This is a genomic window from Ectothiorhodospira shaposhnikovii (assembly GCF_047222355.1).
In the GTDB taxonomy this organism is placed as follows: Bacteria; Pseudomonadota; Gammaproteobacteria; order Ectothiorhodospirales; family Ectothiorhodospiraceae; genus Ectothiorhodospira.
On sequence record NZ_CP178333.1, the window covers coordinates 2,959,461 to 2,973,245 of the forward strand.

The 13,785-nt window shown below is 61.0% G+C and carries 7 protein-coding genes and 1 pseudogene; 3 read left to right on the top strand and 5 right to left on the bottom strand.

Annotation, left to right across the window (positions count from 1 at the left end; genetic code table 11):
- Window positions 1-71: 71 nt before the first annotated feature.
- On the bottom strand, window positions 72-830 hold the full coding sequence (locus tag ACLF6L_RS13560; protein ID WP_200173578.1) for a PEP-CTERM/exosortase system-associated acyltransferase: 759 nt from the start codon (window positions 828-830) through the stop codon (window positions 72-74).
- Between the two features lie 190 nt (window positions 831-1,020).
- Here ACLF6L_RS13560 and ACLF6L_RS13565 point away from each other — a divergent pair.
- The 3 genes and pseudogenes from ACLF6L_RS13565 to ACLF6L_RS13575 form a co-directional block, all read left to right on the top strand.
- Window positions 1,021-1,878: pseudogene (locus ACLF6L_RS13565) on the top strand (ThiF family adenylyltransferase); the annotation flags it as partial.
- Between the two features lie 1,298 nt (window positions 1,879-3,176).
- The gene (locus ACLF6L_RS13570; RefSeq protein ID WP_412851882.1) at window positions 3,177-4,163 is read left to right on the top strand and encodes an EDSAP-1 family PEP-CTERM protein; all 987 of its coding nucleotides are present in this window, start codon (window positions 3,177-3,179) and stop codon (window positions 4,161-4,163) included.
- A 102-nt stretch (window positions 4,164-4,265) separates the two neighbouring features.
- A complete protein-coding gene (locus tag ACLF6L_RS13575; protein ID WP_200173584.1) occupies window positions 4,266-5,141 on the top strand; it encodes a class I SAM-dependent methyltransferase in 876 nt (291 codons plus the stop codon).
- A gap of 36 nt (window positions 5,142-5,177) precedes the next feature.
- Here the strand turns inward: ACLF6L_RS13575 and prsT are convergent, their stop codons facing one another.
- The 4 genes from prsT to ACLF6L_RS13595 all read right to left on the bottom strand — a co-directional run bounded on the left by prsT (window position 5,178) and on the right by ACLF6L_RS13595 (window position 13,441).
- Window positions 5,178-8,030 carry an XrtA/PEP-CTERM system TPR-repeat protein PrsT gene (gene prsT, locus ACLF6L_RS13580; RefSeq protein WP_412851883.1) on the bottom strand — a complete coding sequence of 951 codons (2,853 nt, stop codon included), beginning with the start codon at window positions 8,028-8,030 and terminating at the stop codon, window positions 5,178-5,180.
- Window positions 8,031-8,330: 300 nt separating this feature from the next.
- Window positions 8,331-9,707 carry a PEP-CTERM-box response regulator transcription factor gene (gene prsR, locus ACLF6L_RS13585; protein ID WP_200173588.1) on the bottom strand — a complete coding sequence of 459 codons (1,377 nt, stop codon included), beginning with the start codon at window positions 9,705-9,707 and terminating at the stop codon, window positions 8,331-8,333.
- Window positions 9,708-9,737: 30 nt separating this feature from the next.
- On the bottom strand, window positions 9,738-11,921 hold the full coding sequence (gene prsK / locus ACLF6L_RS13590) for an XrtA/PEP-CTERM system histidine kinase PrsK (RefSeq protein WP_412851884.1): 2,184 nt from the start codon (window positions 11,919-11,921) through the stop codon (window positions 9,738-9,740).
- Window positions 11,922-12,013: 92 nt separating this feature from the next.
- A complete protein-coding gene (locus ACLF6L_RS13595; RefSeq protein ID WP_412851885.1) occupies window positions 12,014-13,441 on the bottom strand; it encodes a TIGR03013 family XrtA/PEP-CTERM system glycosyltransferase in 1,428 nt (475 codons plus the stop codon).
- Window positions 13,442-13,785 lie beyond the last annotated feature (344 nt).

Below are 13,785 nucleotides of genomic sequence, written 5' to 3' on the forward strand. Positions count from 1 at the left end.
GCGTTAGCCCCATGATTACACTGACCCGAGCGGGATTAAAGCATGTTGTCGGCGGCGGGTCGGGTATCGGATCACAAAACCGGCAAACTACCGCCCCTCGCTCCATTCATCAAGCTCTCGTGGACATAATTATGTAACCCGGGAATATCACCTTGCATCGAATGGATCACCTGCTCTACCCGGACATAATAGGCAGCGCGAGTTCCATGGTATTCCATCGGCTCTCCGATACGGACAAATGGAAAACCGGATGATTGCAGCATCCTGGCCAAACGCCTTTCCATCATGACGAAGGCATACTCCCGACCTGCCATTTGCATCAGTGAGGTTCCGGCACAGAACAGCGCCAACCCCAACAAGGGGAAGGTGCGCCGCTCTTCCTCGGACATTTCATCCCAGCCGGGGTAACCCGCTGGCGAATCCGACTCACCCCGGCGGCGCCGGAACTGGGTATGCACCGCCAGGCGGGATACCTCACCAATCCGATCACGGGTAAAGGCTTCCGGCTTCAATTCGGAATGCGTCAGGCTGTCCCGGCAGAAGGCCTCCATCGGGAGCAGGAAGCCCGGCTGCTCGGCAGGCGGAATCACTACCCTGATACAACCTGCGGGTACATCACATGCCCGATGCCGGATAATACAGTGCAGCGCAAAGGCATCGTATTCGTCACGCTCGCGCCCACCAGGACAGTCTTCCTCCTTTTCATAGGCAAACTCACGACAGTAAACGTCGTAACGCACTTTGTGCGCTTCATCCTTGAGTGCTTCGGTATCGGCAAGCAACACCTGAAAATAGCTTGCAAAATGCTCAACCAGAGAAGGTGTTTTCATGGCGCTTTATTCCATCCAGGGGGGGGGACATCCATCAAACCCAATCCATAGGGAAGCATAGCTCATGCACAGGCCAGGGGAGCAAAGTCCGGGGGACATTCGTTCCAAGCATCGTCGGGCACTATACTCATCTGACCCATGACAATGACACCAGCCATACTGCCACGGCACCAACCTTGGGACACCATAGATGAGCCTCTTTGACCATGAACTGGCCTTTTCCCGCAATCTGGGCTGGCTGACGCAGACCGAGCAGACACTGCTGAAATCCCGACGCGTCGCCATCGCCGGCATGGGCGGCGTCGGCGGCACCCACCTGCTAACCCTGGCCCGCCTGGGTATCGGCGGTTTCCACATCGCGGATCCGGATGTATTCGAACTGCAAAACTTCAACCGGCAATCCGGCGCGACCATGCAGACCCAGGGGCAGACCAAGGTTCAGGTCATGGCCGACATGGCCCGGGACATCAATCCCGAACTGGACATCCGCAGTTTCCCGGAAGGCATCCATGCAGGCAACCTGGATGAATTCCTTGAGGGGGTACACCTGTTCGTGGACGGCCTGGACTTCTTCGCCCCGGGAATACGCGCCCAAGTCTTTCGACGCTGCGCGGAATTACAGATCCCCGCCATCACGGCAGGCCCCATCGGCATGGGCACCGCCTACCTGCTGTTCATGCCTGGAGGCATGAGCTTTGATGAATATTTCCGCCTGGAGGGAGAAACCAATGAGAGGCAATATGTGAATTTCCTGGTGGGGCTGACCCCCTCATCCCTGCAACGAAGCTACCTGGTCGATCCCTTGCGCCTGAACCTGGCGGAACAACGAGGGCCCTCCACCATCATGGGTTGTCGCCTTGCCACCGGTGTCATGGGGACAGAGGCCCTGAAGATCCTGCTGCAACGCGGCCCCCTCTATCCGGCACCCTGGTTCCATACTTTTGATGCCTACAGGATGACATACCGGCGCGGCAAACTGCGCTGGGGCAATCGCGGCCCGTTGCAAACCCTGAAGCGACACCTGGGATACCGCCAGGTTGCACGACTGCTTGGAACACCGGCACCCGTACCGGAACCGACACCCCAGGGTCTGATGGAGGAACTGCTGGCACTGGCGCGCTGGGCACCAAGCGGCGACAACACCCAGCCATGGCGTTTTGAAATCCGTGATACCCGGCATCTGGTGATACACGGCTTCGACACACGGGATCATGTCATCTATGACCTGCAAGGTCATGCCAGCCAGCTTGCCCTGGGCGCCTTGCTGGAGACCCTGGAGATCGCGGCCCGCGCCCGCGGCCATGACTGTCAGATTCAGCGACGGCTGGACACACCGGAAACCACGCCCTGCTTCGACATCCGGCTGACCACCCGGGACAGCCCCGTCCCGGAACCGCTGGCCGCCCATATCAAAGCCAGATGCACCAACCGCTTCCCCCTGAGCCGGAAGCCGCTGCTGCCGCGGGATCGTGCGGCCCTGGAGGCATCGCTGGGGGCGGGCTACCGGGTCATCTGGCTGGAAGGACGGGACGGGCTCAGGCGCATGGCAAGGCTGCTGTACGACAATGCCTACATCCGTCTGACCACGCCGGAAGCCTACCCGGTCCATCGACAAATCATCCAGTGGAACAGCCAGTACAGTGAGGACCGACTACCGGATCAGGCACTGGGCATGGATCCCCTGGGCCTGAAACTCATGCGGTGGGCCCTGGGCAGCTGGCGGCGGGTGCACTTTCTCAATACTTACCTGGGCGGTACCCTGCTGCCGCGGCTGCAAATGGATGTCCGCCCGGCACTGGGGTGCGCCGCCCATTTCGTCATCATTGCCAACAAACCGGTCCGCCATCTGGACGATCACATCGCCGGCGGGCGGGCCGTGCAGAGATTCTGGCTGACCGCCACCGGCCAGGGGCTGCAGTTTCAGCCCGAACTCACCCCCCTGATCTTTGCTGGCTATGTTCGGGAACAGGTGGAATTCACCCGCCACCAGCCCTCCATCGAACGTGCCATGCGCCTCACCCGGGAACTGCAGGGACTCATCGGCACGGATGCCCTGGAATCAGCGGTCTTCATGGGCCGGATAGGCTATGGCCCCGCGCCCGCCGCCCGCTCGCTGCGGCTACCACTCGCGGCCCTGCGCTGCGACTAAACCCGTCGACAAAATTTACATGAACCACATTCACCCAGACGCCAATCCAACTAAAATCAAAAAAAATCAAATAGATAAAAAACAGGCATGATCCCTGCTTGGAACCAGTCAAGAAGAGAATCCCATGCCTTTCAGGGAATCTCGAAAGAGCCTGGCAAAGGCACTCAACACCGGAACTCTAGCGGGAGCAACAGAACATGAAGACACACAACAAAACCCTTCGGCGCAATCTGTTGGCCGTTGCCGTCACCGGCACGCTGGTTCTGGCGGGCGCCGGCCAGGCTCATGCCTATGTCATGGCTGGCGGCGTGCTGAACATGACCAACTTCATGATCAGCGGCAGCGGTGGACAGCTGGATGCAAGTGACTTTTCAGTCCTCACCTTCGTCGGCACGGCAGATGTCAATGGCTCCCTCACGGGTTCAGGTGGCGGGGCTTTCGCAATTGATGATTCAACGACCCAGACGGGAGTACCCATTGATATCGGCGCACAGTGCGTGGGCAATGGCTGCCTCGGTCTGGGGCTGACTGAAAACACCTTTCCGAAACTGACCGCCCCTCCGACCACGGGTAATTATGCCGCCGGAGACCAATTCGAATCCGGCTCGCCGATCACTGGCCTGCCGGGCTTCGGCAACGATCCGGCCAACATCGCCAATGCCTCCTACGTGGGCGTGGACATCGGATCGGCGGATGCCTCATCGAACTCCAACAACAATCTGAACACCAGTTTTATATTCAGTCTTGCCCAGGATGATGGACTGACCTTCAGTTTCGACCTTGACGCCTTCCTGCAGGTAGCTGTTTCCAGCAACGAGGTCTTCCCTGCCTTTGCCACAGCGGCCTACTCTCTCTCCTTTTCAATCACGGACCTGAGTAATGGCGGGGCTACCATTTGGAACTTCACGCCTGACGTATTCGGAGACGGCACCAACACACTCAGCCTGAACGCACCTTTGCCGATGAACATTGAGCTCATTCGTGACACCGGCGGCCCCATCAACTTCTCCAGCACCACCGCTCCGCTCCTTGCAGGCAATCTCTATCAGGCCTCTTTCCGCATGACCATTGAGACTGACGCAGGACGTGCCGTCGTACCCGAACCCGCCTCCCTGGCACTGTTCGGCCTGGGCCTGCTGGGGCTGGGTGCCACGATGACCGCAACCCGGCGCAGAAGTATATAATCATCAAGACCTGCCGGATCACCATCAGGCAAAGAAGGGGCACGGATGTCGTGCCCCTTCTTTTCTTTATTTCGTGATCATCTCCACAGAGGATCAAGGCCCATGCCCAGCCCCGCCGTCCTACTGGTTGCCCTCAGAGAAGTCATCACCCGGCAGCGTGCCCCACGGCGCACGGAACCCGATCTGATCATGGCGGATCCCGAACAGGTGGCGGCCTATACCCGTGCCGGACGGGAAGACGGGGTCATGGCCCCCGTGTATCACTTCCACGCTGCCCAGGTCTGCGATGTGATCCGCCCCGGGGATACCGTCCTGGATCTTGCCTGCGGACCCGCCACACAGCTGGCCCTGGTGGCTCGCCTTAATCCGGACGTCCGCTTCATCGGCGTGGATCTTTCGGAGGAAATGCTGGCACGGGCGCGGGAACACATTGCCGAGCAGCAACTGGACAATATCGAGTTCCGGCACGGAAGCATCGACGCACTGGACTTTCTGGAAGCGAAATCCGTCGACGCGGTCATGTCCACCATGGCGCTCCACCACCTGCCCGATGAAGAAACCCTGTCAAGCACCTTCAACGAGATATCAAGAGTGCTCAAACCCGACGGTGGGCTTTATCTGGTGGACTTTGGTCATCTGAAATCCCCCCGCTCCATCGAATACTTTGCCAATCAGTATGCAGACCGGCAACCGGACCTGTTCACCGAGGATTACCGGAACTCACTCTGGGCGGCGTTCCCCAAGGAGGCATTTCAGCGGGGGCATGCCCGCCATCTGGCAGAGCGGAGCAGACTCTACAGCACCTTCATCTTCCCCTTTATGGTGGCCATCAAGAGCCCCTCCAGGCGCGCCGATGAACAGGCCTTGAGAGAGACGTTCGCCCGCTTGCGCGAACAGCTCCCGCCACACCACCGCCGGGACCTGAAGGATCTGAAGACCTTTTTCGGCCTCGGCGGCCTGAGCAGCCCCCTGTTGTAGGTCAGGGGGCAGACCACCACCCCGGGGCAACCGCCCCTACCGGATTCGCTCCATGAGGGCCGCTGCTTCTTCCCGCTGAGGAAACTCCGGCACCCCGGACAGTAATGCCTCCAATTCCCGTCGTGCCTGGCTTCGCCTGCCCGCCTTTTCCAGGGCCACAGCATAGTGGTACCTCACATCCGGGCGCTCCGGCACCGCATGCCTGGCCTCTTCCAGCAGCGCCAGACCCCGTTCCGGATCATCCCGGTTGACCAGTATCCAACCCAGGGTATGGGTGATGGCGGGGTTTTCCGTCGCCAGGGCATGGGCCTGCTCCGCATATTCGACCGCCCTGTCGTTCCCCGTGCCGAAGTACAGGTAAGCCAGATTATTCAGCAGCAGAGGATTTTCGGGCTGCAAGCGGCGCAGCGTTTCATACTGGGCGATCGCTTCGTCCACAGCCCCCAACAGCAGATAGGTTTCGGCCAGATGGTTACGCACCGTGGCATCCTCGGGGACACGTTCAAGATGACGACGCAGCACTTCCACCCCCTCTGTGACACGCCCCGCCACCAGAAGGGCCTGGGACAGACTCATGGCATGGTTCGCTGCCGGATTCAGCCCATAGGCCCTGTCAAAGGCCGTCGCAGCCTCATCCCAGCGCTGTGCCATGGCATGTGCGCGCCCTTCCACTGCATGACCGGCGGCGGCAAGCCCATCCTGGCCCTGCATGACACGCGCAACACGCAACGCTTCATCCCCGCGACCACTTTTTAATTCCAGCAACGCCAGATTGGGCAGGGCTCCCACATGACCGGGGCTCAGTTCCAATGCCCGGCCATAGGCAACCCTGGCATCATCAACACCACCCGCAAGCTCGAACCGGTATCCCAGTCGATGCCATGCATCGGCATCGGCCAGCGGCTGCGCCGACAGCAGGCGCAGTGTCGTGATTGCCTGACCACCGGCGCCGGATTCAAGCTGAGCACTGGCAAGAAGCTCCAGCAGGCGCGTGTCGGTGGAGCCGCTATCCCGGGCCGGTTGCAGGACTTCCGCGGCACGCTGCGGCATCCCCTCCCGCAGATGGTACCCCCCCAGAACCAGCCGTGGCTCCAGAGCTTCCGGATGAGCCGCCACGGCGGCTTCCAGCACGGCGACCCCCTCGGCCACCTCGCCCCGGATCGCCTTGAGCCTCGACAGGCGCAGGCTGAGGGCCGTGTGCCCCGGGTTATGCTTGAGCCCCTCCCCATAGAGCCTGGCCGCCTCGTCGGTATTCCCCAGCCCCCACTCGATGGCAGCCAAGTTCGATGTCGTCACCGGCTCGCCGGGCAGCCTGTCCAGGGCCTCCCGCAGGGCCGACCTGGCCAGATCCATATCCCCCCTGCCCAATCCCACCATGGCTTCGAGATTGTAGGCCAACGGATTATCCGGCAAACTCGCCTTCAAGCTCCCGGCGGCCTCCAGCGCCTCGTCAAACCTTCCGGTCTGAATCAGGTTCAATGCGTAGACGGCCTCAAGACGGTATGCATCCGGCACCTGCTCAATAATGCTCCTGAGCTCGCGCAGGCCTTCCTCAGTCTGTCCCGAAAGCAGCAATCCTTCCGCCAGACGCGCCCGGGCCTGAAGATCATCGGGGCGAATCCGCGTCAGTTGCCGGAGGTAGTCCGTGCCTTCGGCAAACTGGCCCCGTGACATGAAGATATTACCCATCAGATTCAGTGCCAGAACATCATCCTGGCTGCGCCCAAGCACCGACCGAAGCAAGCCTTCCGCCCGGTCCAGATCCCCTTCCTGCAGGCGCACCATGGCCAGCAGACGGGCAGCCTCATCGGAATGGGGATAGGCGGACAGATAGCGTCGCAGATAGTGTTCCGACTGTTCCCGGTTGCCCAAGGCGAAATGGGTCGCGCCCAGGAAGAACACCGCGGGGTCAAACCCATCCCCTGCGCTCAGACTGCGTTCAAAAGCGGATTGCGCGGCACCATATTGGCCCTGCTCATAGAACATCAGTCCTTCGACATAACCGGTGGCCGGATGATTCGGAGAGAGTCTCTTCATGCTACGCAAATCGGCCTGCATACCAGCATGGTCTTCCTGGGCATGACGGGCTATCGCTCGCTTGACATGCAGAAGAAAGGGAAACCGGCTCAGTTCAATCGCCTTTCCATAAGCCGAAACGGCCTCATCCAACCGCCCGAGAGAGCGTTCAAGATCGCCCCAAAGCTCCCAGGCCTCGGCGGAATCAGGAGCGGTTTCCAGGGCCTGTTCGAGCCAATGACGAACACCCTCCTCACCCTCGCCCAGATTGAAGGCAACCAGCGCCAAGCCCAGTTGGGCATCCAGCACGTCGGGCTGAACCTTCAATGCGGCATTGAAGAGTTCACGGGCTCCGCCCAGGTTACCCATGCCGAACAGTGCGCCGCCCCGGATGGCAAGGACCTGGGCGCCAGGCACAGCCGGCAGGTCATCCACGTGACGGCTGTTGTCCAGCACCCATCCATACTGTCCCTGCACAAGTCCAGAACGTAACCATGGAACCAGCACCTGTTCCTCGGGCCAAGCCTGTCGCCTGGCCCGGTCCAGTTCCTGGCGTGCGCCGACCGCATCTCCCTGCTCCAACAGGGCCATGCCCAGCCTGAAACGCGCCTCCGCGGAGGCGGGCTCCTGCTGCAGGGCATTCTTGTATTCGATGACCGCGGCGGCAAGATCGCCCCGGGCCTCGAAGTCCATTCCCCGGGCCAGATACTCATCAACGGAATAGGATGTCCGGCCACACCCCGCCAGCATCACCGACAACAGGACCACACCCAGCCAAGTCAGGCACAACGACACGGGTTGTTTGAGGCCGGAAGGTTCGCGGACAAGGAAATACGGACGCATGCGCATCACTCCCAGAAAGTACTCCATCATCTAAACTCCGGGTCTCCGCATATCAAGATCAATATTCCGGCAGGACATGACCCGGCTTGCATGACTGAGACTGCCATTATGGTTGCAACACTGAAATCGGCGCAATGCCACATACTTTCATCAACACTCCCCATACCAGCCAAAAGTGTTGATTTCAGCATCATAAAGACATAAATTTTACGCGCTGTTTATATGCCTTCTCGTCAAAAAATCTGATCCAAAAAGCCATCTTTCCGGCTTTCAAACCGGACCAGGAATAATCTCAGCAAATCATTCCTGCTCAAATGCATCCGTGGTTGCCTATTCCTCCGTTTGCCGCCCCAGATCATGCTTCTTCAGCAAATCGTATAAGGTCGGCCGGCTCACCCCCAGCAGTTCCGCTGCCCTGGAGATATTACCCCCCACCATCTGCAGGGTACGGCGCACCGCCTTGCCTTCCGCCTCATCCCTCACCCGACGCAGATTGAGCATGAGCGGATCCTCGCCGTCGGCCGACAGTTCCAGGTCTTCCGCCGTCACCTGATTGCCTTCGGCCATGATCACCGCCCGCTTGATGCGGTTTTCCAGTTCCCGCACATTACCCGGCCAGTCATGGCGTTCGATGGCGCTTTGGGCATCCTGGGAGAAGCCGCGCATGGTCCGCCCTTGCTTGCCGGCAAATCGTTCCAGCAGCACCCGGGCCAGCAGGTGGGCGTCACCGGTACGATCCTTCAGCGCCGGGATATGGATGGTGATCTCGCTGATGCGGTAGAACAGGTCCTCGCGGAACCGGTCCTCGTCGATGAGGGTGGACAGGTCCTGGTGGGTGGCGCAGACCACCCGCACATCCACCGGGATCTCCCCTCGACCGCCGATGCGCTCGATGACCCGCTCCTGCAGGAACCGTAGCAACTTGGCCTGCAGGGGCATGGGCAGATCACCCACTTCGTCCAGGAACAGGGTACCGCCGTCGGCATATTCGATCTTGCCCCGGGTCTGCTTGACGGCGCCGGTAAAGGCGCCCTTTTCATAACCGAACAACTCGCTCTCCAGCAGGTTTTCCGGGATGGCGGCGCAGTTGATGGCCACGAACGGCCCCTGCTTGCGGCGGCTCAGGCCATGGAGGGCCTGGGCAACCACTTCCTTGCCGGTGCCGCTGTCGCCCAGCAGCAGGGTGGTGGCATCGGTGGGCGCCACCTTTTCCACGGTGCGACAGACCTTGAGCATCTCCGGGCTGGCGGCAACGAGGCCCGGCAGGGGTTCGGTGGTCTGACGGGCAGACAGGCGGCGGTTTTCCGCCTCCAGCTCGAACAGGCGATGGGCGCGCTTGACGATGAGATTGAGAATGTCCGCATCCACCGGCTTCTGGTAGAAATCGTAGGCACCCAGGGCCACGGCCCTGACGGCGTTGTCGCGGTCGTTGTTGCCGGTGACCACGATCACCTTGGTTTCCGGGGCCAGGGACAGGATCTGTTCAAGGGTGGCCAGACCTTCGGTCGCACCACCCGGATCCGGCGGCAGGCCCAGATCCAGGGTGACCACGGAAGGTTCGCCGCGACGCAACTGGGCAATGGCCTCGTCCCGGTTCTGGGCGGTCAGGATCTCGAAGTCGTCAAAACACCAGCGTAGCTGGCTGAGCAGGCCGGGATCGTCCTCCACCAGGAGTAATACGGGTTTTTGCTGAGTGCTGCCGGTCAACGTCTGGGTGCCTCACTGGCAGTGATCTGGTTACGTTTCTCCCGCAAGCGGGAGAGGAGCTTCTTCTTGCTGTTGGGCCAAAGGGATACTGATCCGGAATCGCGACCCCACTCCCGGTTCGCTCCATACTTCCAGATCCCCTCCCAGGGCGCGTACGAACTCACGGCTTTCATAGGCCCCGATGCCCATGCCGGTGAGCCCCTTGGTGGTATCAAAGGGCCGGAACAGGCGCTCGCGGATGAATTCGCTCGTCATCCCGGTGCCGGTATCACGGATCTCCAGATAGGCCTGGCGGCTGTCACGCCAGAGACCGAGCTGCACCTCACCCTCGGGCGGCGTGGCTTCCTGGGCATTCTGAATCAGATGATTCATCACGGACAGCAACCTCTCCGGGTCTGCAAGTACCAGGACCTGCTCTCCATTGTGAGCCAGTTCCGGCTTCGGTGCACGTCCCTGGGCCTGGTTCACCGCTCGGGCGGCCAAAGCACCCATATCCACCGGGGCAATGTCACGCCCCGGTTCTCCGGTACGCAACTGCAACATGAGTTTGTTCATGCGCTCCACGGCATTCTCCACCGTGCCGATGGCATCCTTGAGAAAAGCCGGATTGTCGCCATGGCGCCGGGCATTGCTGACCACCAGGGACAGTTGGGCGATCAGGTTCTTCAGATCATGCACCACATACGCGGACAGCCGGTTGAAGGCCTCGAACTGCCGGGCCTCGGACAGCGCCTGCAGGGCCTCCATCTGGGCCAGATGGCTGGCGGCCTGAAGCCCGGCGGTCTTGAGCAGATCCCTGTCTTCCCAGTTGATGTTGCGATGGGCCCTGGGGGCCAGCAACACCACGAAGCCCAGCAGTTCCGGACCCTGTTTCAAGGGAATCAGCAGCCAGATCCGCTCACTGTCCCGCATCCAGTCCGGTAGCCGCAGCCCGGCATGTCGCTCAGGCTCTGATATGCATTCCTCCACGTCCAGCACCCAGCCGGTATCCATCAGGTAGCGGGCCAGGCTGCCGTCCATCGGCTCGGCGTGGTCTCCGGCCTCGGCCATGTTGATCTGGGCCACCTGGACGAAATGCCGACCGCCGCCACGCATCCACAACTGCCCGCCGGGGCTGTCAAGGATGTCAGCCAGGGCGCGAATCACACGGGTGGGCAGGGCCTCATGCCGGGCTTCGTCGGCCAGGGTGGAGATGAAACGCAGCCACTCTTCCCGATAGTCATACTTGTAGTTGAAAAAATGTTTGCTGACAAAAACCCTGAACTGCGCCCGCAGACGCCCGGAAGCCGCCAGTGCCAGCAGGCTCAGCAGGGCGGCAAACAGGAATACCGCCTGAAAGACCGTGCCCCACTCACCGCCGAAGACCCGCAGATAGTAGCCCGCCGCCGCCATCAGCAGCAGATAGACACCGGCCCCCAGCAGGGTGGCGGTGTGAAACACCATGCCCCGGGAGACGTAGACATCCAGAGACCACTGGGGATTGCGGGCCGCGGACACGGCGATCAGGGGCACCACCAGGGTATTGATGAATCCCCTCGCCTCCCACAGACCCGCATCCACGTTGCGAAAAAGCAGGGACTCGGCATACATATAGAAATCAAACAGATAGATGCCACCCACGCCCAGGCACAGGTACTTGATGGCCCAGCGCCCCTCCCGGGAAGTGTTGCGGTAGATCTGTTCCACCAGCAACAGGGCGATGAGGGTGAGCAGGAGCTTGCCGCCGAGCAGCACATCCACGCGCATCCAGGCCTCCGGCAACCTGGGCTGGAACAGCAGATAGGTGGTCAGTCCCAGGATCAGTACACCCGCCGCCACGCCCAGCAGGGCCAGAGGGCGCCCGGGATCGGTGTTGCCGGCGGCTGCCGGCAATGTGCTGAACCGGGTGTCTGTCGGGGGTAACGGCGGACCAGGCCGGGCCGGGATACGGGATACGGGACGGCGCTGATGACTGCGGGCCTGCCAGAGCAAGCCCCAGAGAAAACCGATCCAGGCGGCATCCCGAAGCAGTTCGGCGGGGAAAACGAGCAGCAGGGAGATGCGTTCGGGCCAAAGAGCCTGGGCGGCCAGGGTCAGGGCCCAGAGGATGCCGGCGGCGGCGGCCAGGATCAGCAGTGCCCCCTGCAGGCGGCGTTGCCAGCCGATCAGGAGCACGATCAGCAGGGCGGCAAAGCCGATGGCGGCGATGGCGTATCCGGTCACGCCCAGGGACACGAGCAACCTCCATGGTCATACCCTCTCCCGGATGGGGAGAGGGTCGGGGCGGGGAATGATACCTGGGGGTAAAGCGTTGATATCCGCCGTTCTCAGCGGGAGCCTCGGCCCCAGAGAACGACTTCCACGGTCTGGACGATGGTCAGAAGATCCAAAGACATGCTCTGGTTCTTCACATAGTAAAGATCATACTTGAGCTTCTCGAAGGCATCCTTCTCGGAGGCCCCGTAGGGATAATGGATCTGTGCCCAGCCGGTGAGGCCCGGCTTGACCCAGTGCCGGTGATGATAATAGGGCAACTTGCCGCCGAGTTGTTCCACAAACTGGGGACGCTCGGGCCGTGGGCCGACGAAACTCATGTCGCCACGCAACACGTTGATGAGTTGGGGAAGCTCATCAAGCCGGGTCTTGCGCATGAAGGCCCCAAAGCGGGTGACCCGGGGATCGGATTTCTGGGCCCAGCGGGCCACGCCGTCCTTCTCGGCATCCATGATCATGCTGCGGAACTTGAACAGCGTGAAGGGCTTGCCATGCTGCCCGGTGCGTACCTGACAAAATATGACCGAACCCCGCCCCTTGCTCTCGATCATGATGGCCAGGGCGCAGATCAGCATGAAGGGCCAGACACAGGCCAGCATGGCCAGACTGGTGATCACGTCCAGGGCACGCTTGGCATATTGCTGATAGAGGCTCTGGCGAAAGCCTCGGCCGAAGATCATGCTGGAGGGACGCAAGATGTCCAGCTTGAGCAGACCGGCCTCCCGCTCGAAGAAATCGGCGATATCCAGTACGTGGAGGCCCTGCATCTTGCAATGCATCAGTTCCTCGGCGGGAAAGCCGCCACGGGGATCATCATAGGCAATGACAAGATCATCCACGTGATGACGGCGCACGAACTCGGGCAGCGGCACGTCCAGTCTCAGGGTGGAGTCATCGGATACCCGGGTGCATTCTCCAGGCCTGGGGACGAACCCCACCAGGACAAAACCGACCTGATCGGACTTACGGCGCAGACGGTTGAACAGCTGGGCGGAATCGCCGGCCCCCAGTACCAGTACCCGACGCTTGAAGGCATCATGGGCCAGCAGTCGGAAGATGCCGAAACGGGTGAACAATATGCCGGGAATGGCCAAGCCGATGGCGATGGCCATGATGCCGCGGCCGAAGTGCAGATCCGGGAAGACATAAAACAGCATGGACATCATGGTGACCGACAGCAGGGCGGCCCCCAGGATGCGCAACACCACTGCGTTGGCACCGCCGCGGAATCCTCGCCGGTAAAGACCCATGCTCAGCATGCCCACCATGCCCAGGGAAACAAAGGCCAGCATCTGCAGCGACCAGATGACATCCAGCACGGCCGGGAGGGCGGGTGCCAGTGGAAGCTGGATGAAGCAGGCGGCCAACAGTGCCAAACCAAAGACCAGGGCCTCGGCGGAGGCCAGAATGATGATGGGGGTGGAGATATCCCGTCCAAGGATGTTGATATGGCCGTGCCTGACCCTGACCGGCCGCCTCATCGCCGAGACCGCCTCACCCGCCCCGTTTGCGGCAGAGCGAACTCTCGGCTGAGATCGAACTTCGCTATATTCCGTACTGTCAACAACAGAGGCCAATACCCTGTCTTCTGCCGGATTGCCCATACCCAAACCTCTCTCTTGCTTGGGTGACACGCGGTGATCAACCTGATCCATGATTCAGGGACAGCCGGATTGCCGTCCAATATCCTTACACCATGTCACGGACTTATATGACTTGTATCACACATGCTATGTGACGCAGCTCACACTTTTCAAGTCTTCGCAGCTGAGTGTAGTCGATTTTTTTTGACAGGGTCGAAAAAAGTGGGGTCACGGACAGAACG

Bases quoted from the DNA above. Each gene is read 5' to 3' on its own strand.
- ACLF6L_RS13560 (WP_200173578.1), bottom strand. From the start codon at position 830: ATGAAAACACCTTCTCTGGTTGAGCATTTTGCAAGCTATTTTCAGGTG.
- ACLF6L_RS13575 (WP_200173584.1), top strand. From the start codon at position 4,266: ATGCCCAGCCCCGCCGTCCTACTGGTTGCCCTCAGAGAAGTCATCACC.
- prsT (WP_412851883.1), bottom strand. From the start codon at position 8,030: ATGATGGAGTACTTTCTGGGAGTGATGCGCATGCGTCCGTATTTCCTT.
- ACLF6L_RS13595 (WP_412851885.1), bottom strand. From the start codon at position 13,441: ATGAGGCGGCCGGTCAGGGTCAGGCACGGCCATATCAACATCCTTGGA.
- ACLF6L_RS13570 (WP_412851882.1), top strand. From the start codon at position 3,177: ATGAAGACACACAACAAAACCCTTCGGCGCAATCTGTTGGCCGTTGCC.